This is a genomic window from Dermacoccus sp. Tok2021 (assembly GCF_019895135.1).
Lineage (GTDB): Bacteria > Actinomycetota > Actinomycetes > Actinomycetales > Dermatophilaceae > Dermacoccus > Dermacoccus abyssi.
This window is the reverse complement of record NZ_JAGTHU010000028.1, coordinates 1-14,790: the sequence shown is the minus strand read 5'-3', so window position 1 is coordinate 14,790 and position 14,790 is coordinate 1. Positions and strand designations below refer to the sequence as shown.

At 66.6% G+C, this 14,790-nt stretch carries 9 protein-coding genes; 7 read left to right on the top strand and 2 right to left on the bottom strand.

Annotation, left to right across the window (positions count from 1 at the left end; translation table 11 throughout):
- Positions 1 to 155 precede the first annotated feature (155 nt).
- Genes K9D12_RS13350 through K9D12_RS13335 form a run of 4 tightly spaced genes read left to right on the top strand, consistent with a single transcriptional unit; the run spans position 156 to position 3,868 of the window.
- Entirely contained in the window at positions 156 to 1,400 is a 1,245-nt protein-coding gene (locus K9D12_RS13350) for a glycosyltransferase family 4 protein (protein WP_223060469.1), read from the top strand.
- Complete coding sequence (locus tag K9D12_RS13345; protein WP_223060468.1) at positions 1,387 to 2,106, top strand: class I SAM-dependent methyltransferase; 720 nt, start codon at positions 1,387 to 1,389, stop codon at positions 2,104 to 2,106. The genes K9D12_RS13350 and K9D12_RS13345 overlap by 14 nt, the downstream gene beginning before the upstream one ends.
- Positions 2,106 to 3,239, top strand: coding sequence for a prenyltransferase (locus K9D12_RS13340; protein WP_223060467.1), 1,134 nt, complete (start codon positions 2,106 to 2,108; stop codon positions 3,237 to 3,239). The genes K9D12_RS13345 and K9D12_RS13340 overlap by 1 nt, the downstream gene beginning before the upstream one ends.
- A complete protein-coding gene (locus K9D12_RS13335; protein ID WP_223060466.1) occupies positions 3,236 to 3,868 on the top strand; it encodes a class I SAM-dependent methyltransferase in 633 nt (210 codons plus the stop codon). Before K9D12_RS13340 ends, K9D12_RS13335 begins: the two co-directional genes overlap by 4 nt.
- Before the next feature lie 61 nt (positions 3,869 to 3,929).
- Here K9D12_RS13335 and K9D12_RS13330 read toward each other — a convergent pair whose 3' ends face one another.
- Both K9D12_RS13330 and K9D12_RS13325 read right to left on the bottom strand, forming a co-directional pair.
- Positions 3,930 to 4,835 (bottom strand): DMT family transporter, encoded by a 906-nt coding sequence (locus K9D12_RS13330; RefSeq protein ID WP_223060465.1) that lies wholly within the window; start codon positions 4,833 to 4,835, stop codon positions 3,930 to 3,932.
- 86 nt (positions 4,836 to 4,921) lie between these two features.
- Positions 4,922 to 5,782: a CaiB/BaiF CoA-transferase family protein gene (locus K9D12_RS13325; RefSeq protein WP_223060464.1), complete on the bottom strand. Its 861-nt coding sequence runs from the start codon at positions 5,780 to 5,782 to the stop codon at positions 4,922 to 4,924.
- A 387-nt stretch (positions 5,783 to 6,169) separates the two neighbouring features.
- Between K9D12_RS13325 and K9D12_RS13320 the strand changes: the two genes are divergently transcribed.
- The 3 genes from K9D12_RS13320 to K9D12_RS13310 all read left to right on the top strand — a co-directional run.
- Positions 6,170 to 8,227, top strand: coding sequence for a DUF262 domain-containing protein (locus K9D12_RS13320; RefSeq protein ID WP_223060463.1), 2,058 nt, complete (start codon positions 6,170 to 6,172; stop codon positions 8,225 to 8,227).
- A gap of 348 nt (positions 8,228 to 8,575) precedes the next feature.
- The gene (locus tag K9D12_RS13315; protein ID WP_223060462.1) at positions 8,576 to 12,580 is read left to right on the top strand and encodes a hypothetical protein; all 4,005 of its coding nucleotides are present in this window, start codon (positions 8,576 to 8,578) and stop codon (positions 12,578 to 12,580) included.
- Positions 12,577 to 14,790 (top strand): SNF2-related protein (locus tag K9D12_RS13310; protein WP_225911296.1); only part of this gene is annotated, 2,214 nt, incomplete at its 3' end. The genes K9D12_RS13315 and K9D12_RS13310, both read left to right, overlap by 4 nt.

Here is a 14,790-nt window from a genome sequence, read left to right as displayed (position 1 = left end):
GAGAGGCTATCCGGACGATCGAGTCGACAGTGGTTTGGCGCCCGGTGGGTTTCTCCGGCCCGTCGGAGAATGCCGGCCCTGACATCCGGCTCGGTTGCGGCGCCGTACAGTACGTGCGAAGCCACCCGTCCCCCACGGCCGAAGGACTCGTCACGATGCGCATCGCCCTGTCCTCCTACCGCAGCAAACCGCACAGCGGCGGGCAGGGCATCTACGTGCGCAACCTCAGCCGCGAGCTCGTGGCGCTCGGCCACGAGGTGACGGTGTTCTCCGGCCAGCCCTACCCCGAACTCGACGAGGGCGTGCGCCTCGAGAAGGTGCCGAGCCTCGACCTCTACAACGACGAGAACCCGTTCCGCCGCCCCGCGCGCTCGGAGTTCCGTGACGCCCTTGACGTCGCGGAGTTCGCCGGGATGCTCTCGGGCACCTTCCCCGAGCCGCGCACCTTCGGGCGTCGTCTGCGTCGCCTTCTCACACCGCGCGTCCGCGAGTTCGACGTCCTGCACGACAACCAGACCCTCGCGCCCGGCATCCTCGCCGTCGAACGCGCCGGGCTGCCGGTCGTCACGACGATCCACCACCCGATCAGCGCCGACCGGCGCCTCGAAATCGCTGACGCCCGCACGCCGTGGCGCAAGTACACGAAGTGGCGCTGGTACTCGTTCGTGCCCATGCAAGCCCGCGTCGCCCGCGCGAGCAGCCGCATCATCACGGTGAGTGACGGCAGCCGCGACGACATCGTCCGCGAGTTCGGTGTGGACCCGCAGCGCCTCCACGTCGTCCCGGTGGGCGTGGCCGTCGACGTCTTCACGCCGAGGCCGGAGCAGAAGGTGGCGGGGCGACTCACCACGATCACGAGCGCCAACGTGCCGCTCAAGGGTCTCGACATGCTCCTCGACGCCGTGGCTCAGCTGCCCTCGGACGCCTGGAGCGAACTCGTCGTCGTCGGCACGGCGAACGGCGCCGCACGACGACGGCTCGCGCGTCACGGCATCGAGGAGAAGGTCCGCTTCGTCAGCGGCATCAGCGACGAGGCACTCGCCGGCCTCATCGCGAGCGCCGAGGTGCACGTCGTGCCGAGCCTCTACGAGGGCTTCTCGCTGCCGGCCGTCGAGGCGATGGCGTGCGGCACGCCGCTTGTCGCCTCCCGCGTCGGCGCGCTGCCACAGCTCGTCGAAGGCACGCCCGACGACGAGTGCGGTGATGCCGGTCTGCTCGTCGAGCCGGGTGACACGACGGCCCTGGCCGAGGGCATCGAACGCCTTCTCGCGGATCCCTCCCTGCGGGACGAATTCGCGATGCACGGGCGCGCCCGTGCGGAATCCACGTACAGTTGGCGGGCCGTCGCCCGCGCCACCGTCCGTGTCTACGAGCAGGAGATCGCCCGTGCTGACCGTTGATTTCGATCGTTTCCCCGTCGAGCCCGGGATGAGTGTGCTCGACGTCGGGTGCGGTCAGGGCCGTCACAGCTACGAGGCCCTGCGCCGCGGCGGCGACGTCACAGCGTTCGACCTCAACGAGGACGACCTCGCCGAGGTCTCCACCATGTTCGGCGCCATGGACGCCGAGGGTCAGGTGCCGGCGTCGGGCGCGTACCGCACCGTGGCCGGGGACGCGCGGCAGATGCCCTTCGACGACGCGAGCTTCGACCGCGTCATCGCCTCCGAGGTGCTCGAGCACATCGTCGACGACGAGACCGCGATGGCCGAGATCGCGCGCGTGACGAAGCCCGGCGGGCTCGTCGCGGTGACGGTGCCGCGGTACTGGCCGGAGAAGATCTGCTGGATGCTCTCCACGCCGTACCACGAGGTCGAGGGCGGCCACGTGCGCATCAACAAGGGCTCGGACCTGACGAAGCGGCTCGAGCGTCAGGGCCTCGAGGCGTTCGCGACGCACCACGCCCACGCGCTGCACTCGCCGTACTGGTGGCTCAAGTGCGCCGTGGGGGTCGACAACGACACCAACCCCGCGGTGAAGGCCTACCACCGCCTGCTCGTGTGGGACATGATGAAGGCGCCCAAGCTGACGCGCACCGCCGAGAAGGCGCTCAACCCCGTCATGGGCAAGAGCTTCGTCGTCTACCTGCGCAAGCCCGCCCAGGTCTGATGCCGCCCGCCCTCACCGCAGCGCAGATCGCCGAGACCGGTGCGTTTCTCGCCCGGATGCAGGGTGACGGCGGCGCGCTACCGTGGTTTCCCGGTGGGCAGTGGGACGCGTGGAACCACACCGAGGCGCTCATGGGCCTGACGGTTTCGGGCGTCGTCGTTGGCGCGACCGACGAGGTGGAGGGTGAGCGGCTGCTCGCCTGCGCCCGAGCGGGTTTGGACCACTTGGCGCATACCCAGCGTCCTGACGGGTCGTGGCCGATGGAGGTGCGTGATGGCGCTGTCGTCCACGCCGAGAGCGACACGAACCAGTGTGCCTACCCGGCCGTCGGCGTATGGCACTACGTGCTCGCGACCGGTGAGGACGAGGTCGGCGCGCGCTACTGGCCGATGGTGCGCGATGCGATCAACCACGTCCTGACGGCGCAGCGTAACGACGGCACGATCGCGTGGGCGATCAACCCGCGCGGTGGCCTGGGTGATCACGCGCTGTTGACGGGCAACGCGAGCATCCTGCAGTCGTTGTGGGCCGCGTGTGCTCTCGCGATGCGCCTCGGCCACGACGCGAGCGACTGGCTCGCCGCGGGACGGCGACTGGCCCATGCGGTGCGCCGCTCGCCCACCGGCTTCGCCGACCGTGACCGCTTCTCGATGGACTGGTTCTACCCGGTTCTCGGCGGCGCACTCACCGGTGACGCGGCCCGAACCCGTCTCGACGACGGTTGGGAGCGCTTCGTCTGGGCCGGCCAGGGCGTCCGCTGCGTCGACGATCGGCCGTGGGTGACCGGCGGCGAGAGCGCCGAGCTCGTCATGGCGCTGTGCTGCCTCGACGACACCCCGCACGAAACGCAGGCCAGGGAGCGAGCGCGCCAGGTGTTCGCCGAGATCCAGCAGCTGCGCGACAACGAGGGCGCGTACTGGACGGGCTACGTCGTCGACGACGCCGCCATCTGGCCCGAGGAACGCACGGGCTGGACCGCCGGCGCCGTCCTCCTCGCCGCGGACGCCCTCGACGGGCTCACGCCCGCAGCGAATCTCTTCCACGCCATGACGTGGGCCGGCGACGAGGACTCCTCCGCGTCGCCACGCCTCGAACCCACGGCCTTCCAGCCCTCGACGCAGGAGACCCCATGACGACGAACAGCCCCGAGCTGCCCCGGAACGTGCTCGACGCGTTCGATGCCACGACCGGCTTCATGCCCCTCGACGAAGGCCGTGCGCTCTTCGAGGCGGCGTGCACGGCCCGTCCCGGAACGTGGCTGGAGATCGGCACGTACTGCGGCAAGTCGACGGTGCTGCTCGCGCAGGCGGCCCGCGAGGTGGGCGGTACCCAGATCGTCACGGTCGATCATCACCACGGCAGCGAGGAGAACCAGCCGGGGTGGGAGTGGCACGACACGTCGATGGTGGATGAGCACTCGGGCTTGCTCGACACGCTGCCGAGTTTCCGCCGCACCTGGGATGAGCACGTCAAGGATGTCGTCTCGGCGGTTGTCGCGACGACGGAGCAGGTGGCCGCGTGGTGGAGCACTCCGGTGGAGTTCCTCTTCCTCGACGGCAACCACGTCGAGGAGATGGCGCAGCACGACTATGCGGCGTTCGCGCAGCACGTGGCGCCGGGTGGGTTGCTCGCCGTCCACGACGTCTTCCCCGACCCGAATGACGGCGGTCAGGCGCCCTGGCACGTCGTGGAGCGGGCGCTGGCCGAGGGCTTCGAGCAGGTGAGCGTCACCGGCTCGCTGCGCGTGCTGCGTCGCGCCTGACGCGGCGATGGTGCCTGGGAATCGCGGGACCGGTGCCGCGGTGCCCGCTCAACATCGGTGGTCAGGGGATGGCGGCGGCTTCCTCGTCGGCGGGTAGGGGTTGCCCCTCGCGCCCCAGCGCCAGCACGCCGAGCAGGACGAGGGCCATGCCCAGCCAGCCGAGCATCCCCATCTCCTCCTTGACGACGAGAACTGCGAGCACGGCGGCGACGACGGGTTCGACGAGCGTCAGCGTCACCGCGGTGGACGCCGACGTCGTCCGGAGGCCGTAGCCGAAGAGGAGGTAGGCGAAGGCCATCGGGACGAGGGCGAGGTACGCCATGACGCCCCAGCCTCGGGGTTCGGTGAGCAGCGGCCCACCCGTCGCAAGGTAGAACGGCACGAGGAAGAGGCCGGCGACGCCGAACATGCGGCCCATCGCGCTGCCGGAGGGGCAGCCGCGTCGGATCATCTCGTGCGCGCTCGCCGAGTAGCCGGCGTACGTCAGGCCCGCCGCGAGGCCGAGGGCGATGCCGAGTGGCGGGTTCGCAGCGTTCGAGGCTCCCCCGTGGCCGGCGCCGCCGATGGACAGCAGCACGAGTCCGAGGACGGCCAGGGCCGCCGATCCGAGCTTGCGTCGGGTGAACGCGGCCCGGCCCGTCGCTCGTTCGATAGCCATGGCCATGAGGGGCGCGCTGCCGATGTTGATCGCGGTGCCGACGGTGATGCCGGCGTAGTGCATCGCGCCGTAGAAGCACATCGGGTAGACGGTGAGGCACGCGACGCCCCACGCGAGTGGCGTGCGGATGGGGCGCCAGGGTGCGCGGCGCGCTGCGCCGGCATGGCCGACGAGGGCCATGACGAGCCCGCCGAGGCCCATCGAGCCGGCCCCGATGGCGAAGGGGCTCGACCCGGCCGGCGCGTAGTGCGCCGTCAGCCCGGTGGTGCCCCACAGGATTCCGGCGACGAGGACGGCGATCGCTCCCATGGAGGCGATGACACCACAACCGCGTGCGCAGCCGGGAGGGGTGTCCGCACGTCGGCGAGCAGGTCGCGGGCGCTCGTGTCAGAGGTTCAGCCCTGCCCCTTCGACGGTGCCGCGCAGGCCGCGATCGGGATGTCGCGTTCGCGCGCCCATTCCTCCCACTCCGCAGCGGTGCGGGTGGCGAGGGCTGCGCTCAGCGCGCTGGCTGCGTCCGGCCCGTCGGGCAGGTCGAGGGCGTCGCGTAGGCGGGCCCAGAAGTGGCCCTCGAGGGCGGCGACGGCGACCCAGCCGTCGGATGCTCGGTAGAGCGCGTATTGCGGCAGCGAGCCGCCGAGTGGGCCGTCGGGCGTCGTCATGCCGTGACGGGCGGGGGCGGCGAAGTCGTAGGCGACGTCGCTGAGCGCGACCTCGCAGTAGCTGCCTGCGCCGGTGCGGGAGCGTTCGACGAGGGCGGCGAGGCCGGCGGAGACGGCGCGTTCGGCGCCGCCGAGGTCGGCCATGAGGACGCGGGGAAGCGACGGCGGGTCGAGGGTTCCGTTGACGGCTTGGTAGGTGAGGTCGTGGCCGGCGATCTCGGCTTCGTCGCCGGGGTGCCCGACGATGGCGACGTGCACGAGCCGCGGGTGGGCGGCGTGCAGGGCGTCCCAGCCGAGGCCGAGCTTGGTGAGGGCCGACGGGCGCGACGAGGTGAGCAGGATGTCGGCGTCGGCGAGCAGGTCGTCGAGCGCGGCCTTGCCCTCTTCGGACTTGAGGTCGTGCGTGACGATCTCCTGCCCCGCGGTGAGTTCGCGGTAGTAGGCGGGCGCGGCGGCCTCCATGAAGTCACCACTCGGCGGCTCGACCTTCGTCACCTGCGCCCCGAGTCGGACGAAGTGCCTGGCTGCCGCAGGCCCGGGAAGGTTCGGCGCGAGGCTGACGACGCGGACGCCCTCGAGGGGAGATGTGCTCATGATTGGGACTCTCTCACGCTCGACGCGTCAGTGGTGTGCGTCCTTAAGGAGGCGCCCGGCCGATCGATCCGGGGCCTGGGTGCTATCGACCAGCCGGCACTGGGCTGAGGCTCCATGACGCGGGTCACGTCGCCAGGGTGGAGACACCCAGGATCGAAACGTCCTTGCGGGAACTGCCCGTTCACGAGCGCGCAAGACGACACCGGCAGACGCTTGCTCCAATGGCGAGTTCCACTCGCTGCCCACGCGATACGCTCGGCGGGACGCTCATCCTCGTGGGCACGAGAGTCTCAAGCCAGCAGGATGGGCGGTCAACCCAGCCCGGGCGCCGCTCGAGCTACGGGAACGTCCTCGTGAGTGAGAAATCTGCTGAGTGGAGGGCAGTCGGTGAAAGCCGTTGACACGAATCTGCTGGAGCTGCTGAAGAAGGCAGAGTGCTTTATCGTCCCGATCTATCAGCGTGTGTACTCCTGGGGAACGGATGAGTGCGCTCAACTGTGGACGGACATACTGCGAGCTGGCAACCGCGAGCGCTTGAGCAACCACTTCACGGGTTCGATCGTCTACATCGAGAGCGGTCAGGGCACCAACACGTCGCGCGAACCGGATCTAATCATCGACGGTCAACAGCGCGTCACCACCGTGACCCTTCTCCTGGCCGCTCTCGTGGAACACCTGAGCGCGCTGCCCCCCGAGCAGCAGGAGCCAGTGGCAGGCTTTGCACCAGAGAAGATCCGTGGCCAGTTCCTGACCAATCCATACAACTCCGGTGATGCCCACTTCAAGTTGACACTGACCCAGCGCGACAAGGACGCCCTGAAGGCTGTCGTCCAGGGGACCCCCTTGCCCGAGACAGACTCTCGAGTCATCACCAACTACCGCTACTTCGTGGAGCAGTTGGCTCACAACTCCGAAAACGTGGCCGCCGTCTGTCGAGGCCTCGACAAGCTCGTCGTGGTGGACGTGAAGCTCACCCGAGGCGCCGACGACCCGCAGCTCGTCTTCGAATCCATGAACGCCACGGGGAAGCGGCTCTCTCAGGCCGACCTCATCCGCAACTTCGTCCTGATGGACTTGGAGTCCGCTGAGCAGATACGTCTCTACGAGGCCTTCTGGCACCCCATGGAACAACGCTTCAAGGGACAGAACGAGCACCGGTTCGATGAGTTCGTCCGTCACTACCTCACCCTCAAGACCAACAAGATCCCCCGTATCGATGACATCTACGAGGCGTTCAAGTCGTACGCCTACTCATTCGACGAGAGCCCCTCTTCGCGCGAGGACCTCGTTACCGATCTCGCTCAGAACGCGAAGTGGTTCGCTGCCATGGCACTCGGCGCTGAGCCGCGCGCCTCGCTCGCTACACGCTTCGATGACATCGACCAGTTGGCCACTGTCGCGTACCCGTTCCAGCTCCAGTTGTACGCCGACTTCGTTGCTGGGCAGCTTTCTGAAGACGAATTCGCCCGGATTCTTGACGCCGAGATTGCATACCTATTCCGCCGCGCCATCTGCCGCATCCCCACGAACAGCCTCAACAAGACGTTTGCGACTCTCGCAGCGTCCATCGACCGCAACAACTACGCGACGAGCGTGTGCGCGCGTCTGTTGAACCTGCCGGACTACCGTCGCTTCCCCACCGACGAGGAGTTTGCCGACGCGCTCACGACCTCCGACATGTACCACACCCCGCGGCGGGGCTATCTCTTCCGCAAGCTCGAAAACGTGGGCCGCAAGGAAAGCGTGCCAACTGCGGAGTACACGATCGAGCACATCATGCCGCAGAACGCCAACGCAGCCTGGCGGGAGGCCCTCGGTCCGAACTGGCAGACGATCCACGATCGCTACCTGCACACCCTCGGTAATCTCACGCTGACTGGCTACAACCCCGAGTACTCGGACCGCCCCTTCTCGGAGAAGCAGTCCATCGTTGGCGGTTTCCGTGACAGCCCCCTGCGACTCAACGAAGGGCTCGGCCAACTAACTGGGTGGGGCTCGACTGAAATTGAGGAGCGGGCTCAGCGCCTAGCCGCCACGGCCGTACAGCTATGGCCCCGCCCACAGATCACTGAACGTGAGCTCGCGCTGTACAAGCACCAAGCTGACGCGAACCGCTTTGACTGGTCACTCACTCACTCGATCATTGAGTCGATCCCCGCTGGTCACTGGACGAGCTACTTCAACCTCGCCGAGGCGGTGGGAACAGGCGCGCAGGCCATTGCGAGCCACCTCTCGAAATGCACGGAGTGTCGGCTCGCGTACCGCGTGCTGACATGGGACGGGCGAGTCGCGCCCGACTTCCACTGGCAAGATCCTGACGACGTGCGCAACCCGATCGATCTGCTGACCCAGGAAGGTCTCGTCATCGCGAACGGCAAGGCTGATCCCGAGCGCCAGCTCACTGTCCAAGACCTCCTCACTCTCGTCGTGGAGGATGGCCTGTGATGCCCTCCACGATCTAAGCCATCGGACTCGCTTGTCCCACTCTCGTTCAGACCCACCCCACGCATCTGGCGGCAGGCCAGCGCAGGAGAAATCACATGACGCCCACCACCTCTGCGGCGCAGCGCGCCGAGCTGCACAAGACCATCTGACCGCGGAGAACCGCCGCCTGCGCGAACAGCTGCGGGAGACCAGATCGACCGGCGCGATGCTCGAGCGGCACATCGCAGTCGAGGCCCTCGAGTCCAACCGCGCCCCAGCTCCCACCCCAGCACGGACACTCCGGCCGGTCCCTGAACCAGTCCAACCGGCCGAAGAGCCGGCCTCCGACCCGAAAGGCTGAAACGGCCAATGCATCTAGACGCAAACAAGACCGTCAACTGGAACGATCCCGCAGCCCATGCCGGCGTCACGACGGACAAGATCTTCATCGGGCCCGACCCGATCGGCCTAGGAGGCGTTCAAGTCGCCGTCGGGAAGTCAGCGATTCCACCCTCGCGACAGGCACTTCGCGACCTGTTCGCTGCGCGTCGCGGCAAGACCCAGCTGCAGCTCGTCGTCGCAGTCGTCAACGGTTCGACGACTCATCTCTTCGGGCCGGACCCGCAGGCCCAACCCATCGAGCTACCCACGGAACAGGCGCAACGGCAACTCCAATCAGTTCTCGACGAACCTGATGTCTTAGCGGCGACCGAGCGCATCGCCGGCTTCCGGAAGGCCCACGACTCCACCGCTGTCGCAGGCTTCACGAACAGCGGTCTCTTCGCGACCCATCACCTGACCCAGAACGTTCCACAGCGTCACGACTGGGACGACCTCAACCGTGCCGGCGCCGCCATGCTGACCACGCGCGGACAGAAGCTCATCGACGCTCTCGGTTTTAAGACCAAGCCAGCGACCGGCGGCGCCGTCCTGCTGTCGACCCCCACCGATGCGTCACGCGCAGTCGCGGTCCTGCTCGACGACACCGAGCAGTTCGACGCCAAGAGCCCTCGCTTCCAGCTGTCTCCTGTCGCCTATGGTCTAGCAGTCGCGGCCCAGCAGGAGGTTCCGTGGCTGGTCGTCCTGCGCAAAGACCAGATCCGCCTCTACCCCGGCCGGGACGGTATCGGTGTCGGCTCCAAGGGCCAGGCCGAAACCTACTTCGAGATCGACCTCTCCACGGTCGACGCCACGTTCGCGGGGCTGCTGCCGCTGATCTTCACCGCAGACGCTCTGGCCGTAGCCGGCACGACAGACCAACTGCTCGCCGAGAGCACCCGGTACGCCACCGAGCTCGGAGACCGACTCCGGGAGCGGATCTACGAGGAGATCATCCCCTCGCTCGCTGTCGAGGTCACCCACCAGCTCGCCAAGCACGCACAACTGCGGCTCGACGCCGACGGCCTTGCGACCGCGTACCGCGTCACGCTGCGTATCCTCTTCCGCCTCCTGTTTCAGGCATACGCGGAAGACCGCGGACTGCTACCGTCCGGCCGCAATGCAGGCTTCGACGCGAACAGCCTCAAGACCAACGCCCAACGCCTCATCACTGCCGCGGACGATGAGTTCGGCGACTACACCACCCTGTGGCGTGACCTGACCCAGGTGTGGGACGCCATCGACAAGGGCAACGCCCAGTGGCAGATCCCCGCGTACAACGGAGGCCTGTTCTCGTCTGACCCGGAACGGTCCCCAGACGGCGCGCTGTTCACCAAGATCCAGATCCCGGACCGAGCCATGGGGCCAGCCCTCAAGCACCTGCTGATCGACACCACCCGCGACGGTGTCGACGGACCCGTGGACTTCCGGTCCCTCAGCGTGCGCGAGTTCGGCACCATCTACGAAGGCCTGCTCGAAAGCTCACTCTCCAAGGCCGAGCAGGACCTCACGCTCGACCGCGACGGTGCCTGGGTGCCCGCCAAGAAGGGGGACGAGGTCCACGTCAGAGCAGGCGCGGTGTACTTCCACAGCGCCTCGGGCGAACGCAAGGCAACCGGATCCTACTTCACCCCGAAGGTCCTCGTCGACCACCTCATCGAACGATCTCTCGTGCCGTCGCTCACCGCGCACCTCGAGGGGATCGCCGACCACCTCACCAAGGGCGACCCAGCAGCTGCGGCCCGAGACTTCTTCGACTTCCGCGTCGCCGATCTCGCCATGGGATCGGGCCACTTCCTCGTCGCTGCGGTCGACAAGATCGAAGCGCTAATGCGCACGTTCCTCGCCCAGCACGCCGTACCCGGCGTCACTGACGAGCTGCTCCGGCTCGCCGGCGCCGCCAAGGAAGCTCTGGGCACGGATGACGTCGCCAAGTCTGACGTCGACGAGATAGGCCTTCTGCGACGACAGGTCGCCCGCAGGTGCATCTACGGGCTCGACACCAACCCGATGGCCGTCGAGCTCGCCCGTCTCGCGCTCTGGATCCACACTTTCGTGCCCGGCCTACCGATGAGCAACCTCGACCACGGCCTCATCAATGCCGACTCCCTGACCGGGATCGGAACGGTCGACGAGGCTCTGGACGTCCTACAGCCTGACCGTGCCCCCGGCCAGAGTGGGTTCTTCGACGACGTGGTCACGAACACCCTCGCGTCCGCCAAGACACTCCTGGTCGATCTCGCCAACGCCGGTGAGGCCAACAAGGCGGAGATCGAGGAGTCCGCGCGGCTGCTCGATCAGGCCCGTGAGGCTTCAGCACCGGCGGAACGGGTGTTTGACGTCGCCGTCGCCGCACGCGTCGCTGCCGTCGATGCTGGGATGATCTTCACCGAGGACGACATCACCGAACTCGCCAGCACCCCGCAGGTGACGCAGACCATCCAGGAGCTGCGACCGGCACACATGCCAGTCCTCTTCCCCGAGGTGTTCCTCCGATCTAATCCAGGTTTCGACGTACTCATCGGAAACCCGCCGTGGGAGGAGCTCATGGTTGAGGAGCCCAAGTTCTGGCTCCGTGTGCGGCCGGGTCTGCTCGGACTCAAGCCAGCCGAACTCAAGTCGGAGATCAAGCGGCTGCGTCAGGAGCGCCCGGACATGGTGTCGCACCTGGAGGAGCTCACAGAGGTCGTCGGCAAGATCCGCCAGACCATGCTCAAGGGTCCCTACCCCGGGCTCGGGACCGGCGACATCGACCTCTACCAGGCTTTCGCTTGGCGCTTCCTTCAGCTCCTCAGAGAGGGAGGACGCTCGGGTATCGTCATGCCGCGTTCCATTCTGAGCGCCGCAGGACCGAGTATCTGGCGCGAGGCGAGTTTCGCGGTAGGCGACCTTCAGGCGATCACTCTGGTCAACGAGCGAAGGTGGATCTTCCCGATCGACCCTCGATACTCGATCGCGTTGGTGACATTCCGAAGATCCGATACGCCATCGGGTTACGTGCAGGTTTGCGGTCCGTTCTTCGACGAGACGTCCTTCCTAGTCGGCCGCAACGAACTAGGCCAGGTCGCGGTATCGGCACTGACGGCGACGACTGGATCCACCATCCCCCAGATCGCGAACCCCCAGTCTGCCCAGGTACTCAACGCCATCCGCAAGGCTCCGAGGTTGGACGAACGACGTCCAGGCTGGGACTTCCGACCAGTGCGTGAGTTCGATGCGACCAATGACCGGCCTACGTTCGACGCTCGCGGGTCGGGGACCGTCCCGGTGCTCGGTGGTGCCGGCTTCGAGCTGTGGAACCCGAGCACCAAGGAGGTGTACGCCCACGGTGACCTAGCCACGATCGAGGCCGCCCTGCAGACCAAGCGGAATCGCCAGATCAAGCGCAAGAGTTCCGCGTTCCACGGGCTATCTAAGGAGTGGGCAGACGATCGGGAGACGTTACCGATGCATCGACCGCGCATCGCGTTCCGAGACATCGCGCGGTCGACAGACACTCGCACCATGATTGCGGCGTTAGTGCCACCGGCTGTCGCACTGACGAACAAGGCGCCGTACCTGTACCGACGTGAAGGCTCGGCCTCCGCGGAGGCGTATCTGCTCGGAGTGCTGTCGTCGGTCCCGCTCGACTGGTACGCCCGCAAGTACGTCGAGATGGGAATGAACCTGCACATCCTCAACGGCCTGCCCATCCCCATGCTCGACACCGAGTCGCCGATCGCACCGCGGATCGTCCAGATTGCCGCCCAGCTCGCAGCGGTCGACGAGCGATATGAAGAGTGGGCCAACGAGGTGGGCGTCCCGGTCGGGTCGGTGACGACCCAGTCCGAGAAGGACGATCTCATCGCCGAGCTCGACGCACTGGTCAGCCTCCTTTATGGGCTGACCGAGGACCAGGTCGAGCACGTCTTCGACACCTTCCACCGTGGCTGGAACTACCGACCGCGATTGGAAGCAGTCCTCGAACACTACGCACGCTGGAAGGGGCAAGCATGACGCAACTGCCTGACTTCGCGACCAATCACCTCGCGAGCGAGGCCACGGTCCGCGTGGCGGACCGGGTGAACGAGCTCTTCCGGTTGCTGCGGGAGAACAAGGTAAGCCCGCCGCCCGTCGCGATCGCAACGGCATACATCAACCCGGGCGGGTTCGTCCTCCTTGCTGACGAACTGGAGCGAGCACCTCGTGTCCGGCTGCTGCTCGGAGCAGAGCCGGAGCAAAGCGCGGTCCGAGCCGTCAGCGCCCATGACGCGACCATGGACTCCCGAATCAGCGCTGCGGTCCAGCAGCACGACGACTGGCTCGCCATGGAACGGGACACCATGGGCTTCGCACGACAGCCAGACGCGGACGCGAGACGCATGGTGGAGTGGCTGCGTCATCTCAACCCGGACGGGACGGCGCGGGTGGAAGTTCGGCGGTTCACCGGTGGATTTCTCCATGGCAAGGCATACCTGGTGGAGGACTCTGCGACCCAAGCCGCGATCGCCGGCTCCTCGAACATGACCTACGCAGGCCTGGCACTGAACGCCGAGTTGAACCTGGGAACCGGTGGGGGTACCCATGCTGCCGCCAAAGTGCACGAGTGGTTCGAACGTTTCTGGGCAATGAGCGATCCGTACGATCTGGCCGCGTTGTACGGGCGGTTGTGGGACCCACACGACCCGTGGCTGATCTACCTGCGGATGCTGTGGGAGCTGTACGGAGCACACCTGGACGACGAGAATCCGCATATCAAGACCGGCCTGAACCTGACCCGGTTCCAGGCCGATGGGGTTGTGCGGATGGAGCGGCTGCTGGACGAGCACGGCGGTGTGCTCGTCGCCGACGAGGTCGGTCTCGGGAAGACGTACCTGGCCGGCGAAGTCATCTACCGGACTGCCAACATCAATCGGCAACGCGTGCTGATCGTGGCCCCTGCTGCGTTGAAGACATCCATGTGGGGACCCTTCCTGCACGAGCACGATTTCTCCAGATGGGTGCAGGTCTACTCCTACGAGGAGGTACGCAACCGTCTCGACCCGGGCCACCCAGGTCATCACGCCTTCATGCAGGAGATCGAGGACTACTCCCTGGTCGTGATCGACGAAGCACACAACCTACGCAACTCCTCTGCACAACGGTCGGGAGCGGTAGACCGCGTGATTACCGCCGGCAGCCAGCCGAAACAGGTCGTGCTGCTGACCGCGACACCGGTCAACAACTCGCTTGCGGACCTGGAAACATTGATCAAGTACTTCATCCGTGACGACGCCCGATTCGCGTCTCTGGGCATCCCCAGCATCCGGGAGTACATCAAGCACGCCCAGGCGATGGACCCCGCGAACCTCACCCCAGAGCACCTCTTCGACCTGATGGACCAGGTTGCAGTCCGCCGCACTCGAAAGTTCGTCAAGGAGCACTACGCCAACGAGATGATCGTCGGCCCAGACGGGAAGACGACCACCATCAAGTTCCCCCAACCGAAGGTGCGCCGCCTCGACTACGACATCGACCAGGACGGGCTGGAACTCATCGACGCGATGGTCTACGCCCTCGACGACCCCACCGACCCGCACGCGCCCAAGGCGTGGGAAGAACGATCTCTCGACCCCAAGCGTCTGATGCTCGCCCGCTACCTGTCCAGTATGTACACCCTCGATCAGGACTTGCTGAAGTACCAGATCACCAACGCTGGCCTGCTTCGCTCAGGTTTGTTGAAACGGCTGGAGTCCAGCCCTGACGCGCTACACGCGTCGCTTGAGCGCATGATCGTGTCCCACGAGTCGTTCTTGGGCGCGTTGCACCAGGGATATGTCCTGAAGGGGGAAGCACTCAACGACTGGGTCTCCTCAGACTCGGACGACCTTGACGCGTTCGTGGAAGCATTTGACGACGACGAGCAGGTAGACGATGCCAGCGGCTACCACGTAGCTGAACTTGAAGCAGACGTGAATTCCGACGTCGCTCTCCTACGCCACCTGCGCGATCTGGCCAGCGAGGCCCTGAGCGAAACGGAGCCGAAGGTCGACAAGCTTGTCGCGGAGCTCAGTCAGATCGCCACGCGGGCACGTCGTATCGACCCACGCGGCGTCTCTCACGTGGACCGGCGCAAGGTCATCGTCTTCTCCGCGTTCTCCGATACGGTCATCGCGATCCATGAGGCGGTCGTGGGGGCGGGCCCCCCCCCCCCCCCCCCCGCGCCCCAGAAATTAGTAAACCGCCCG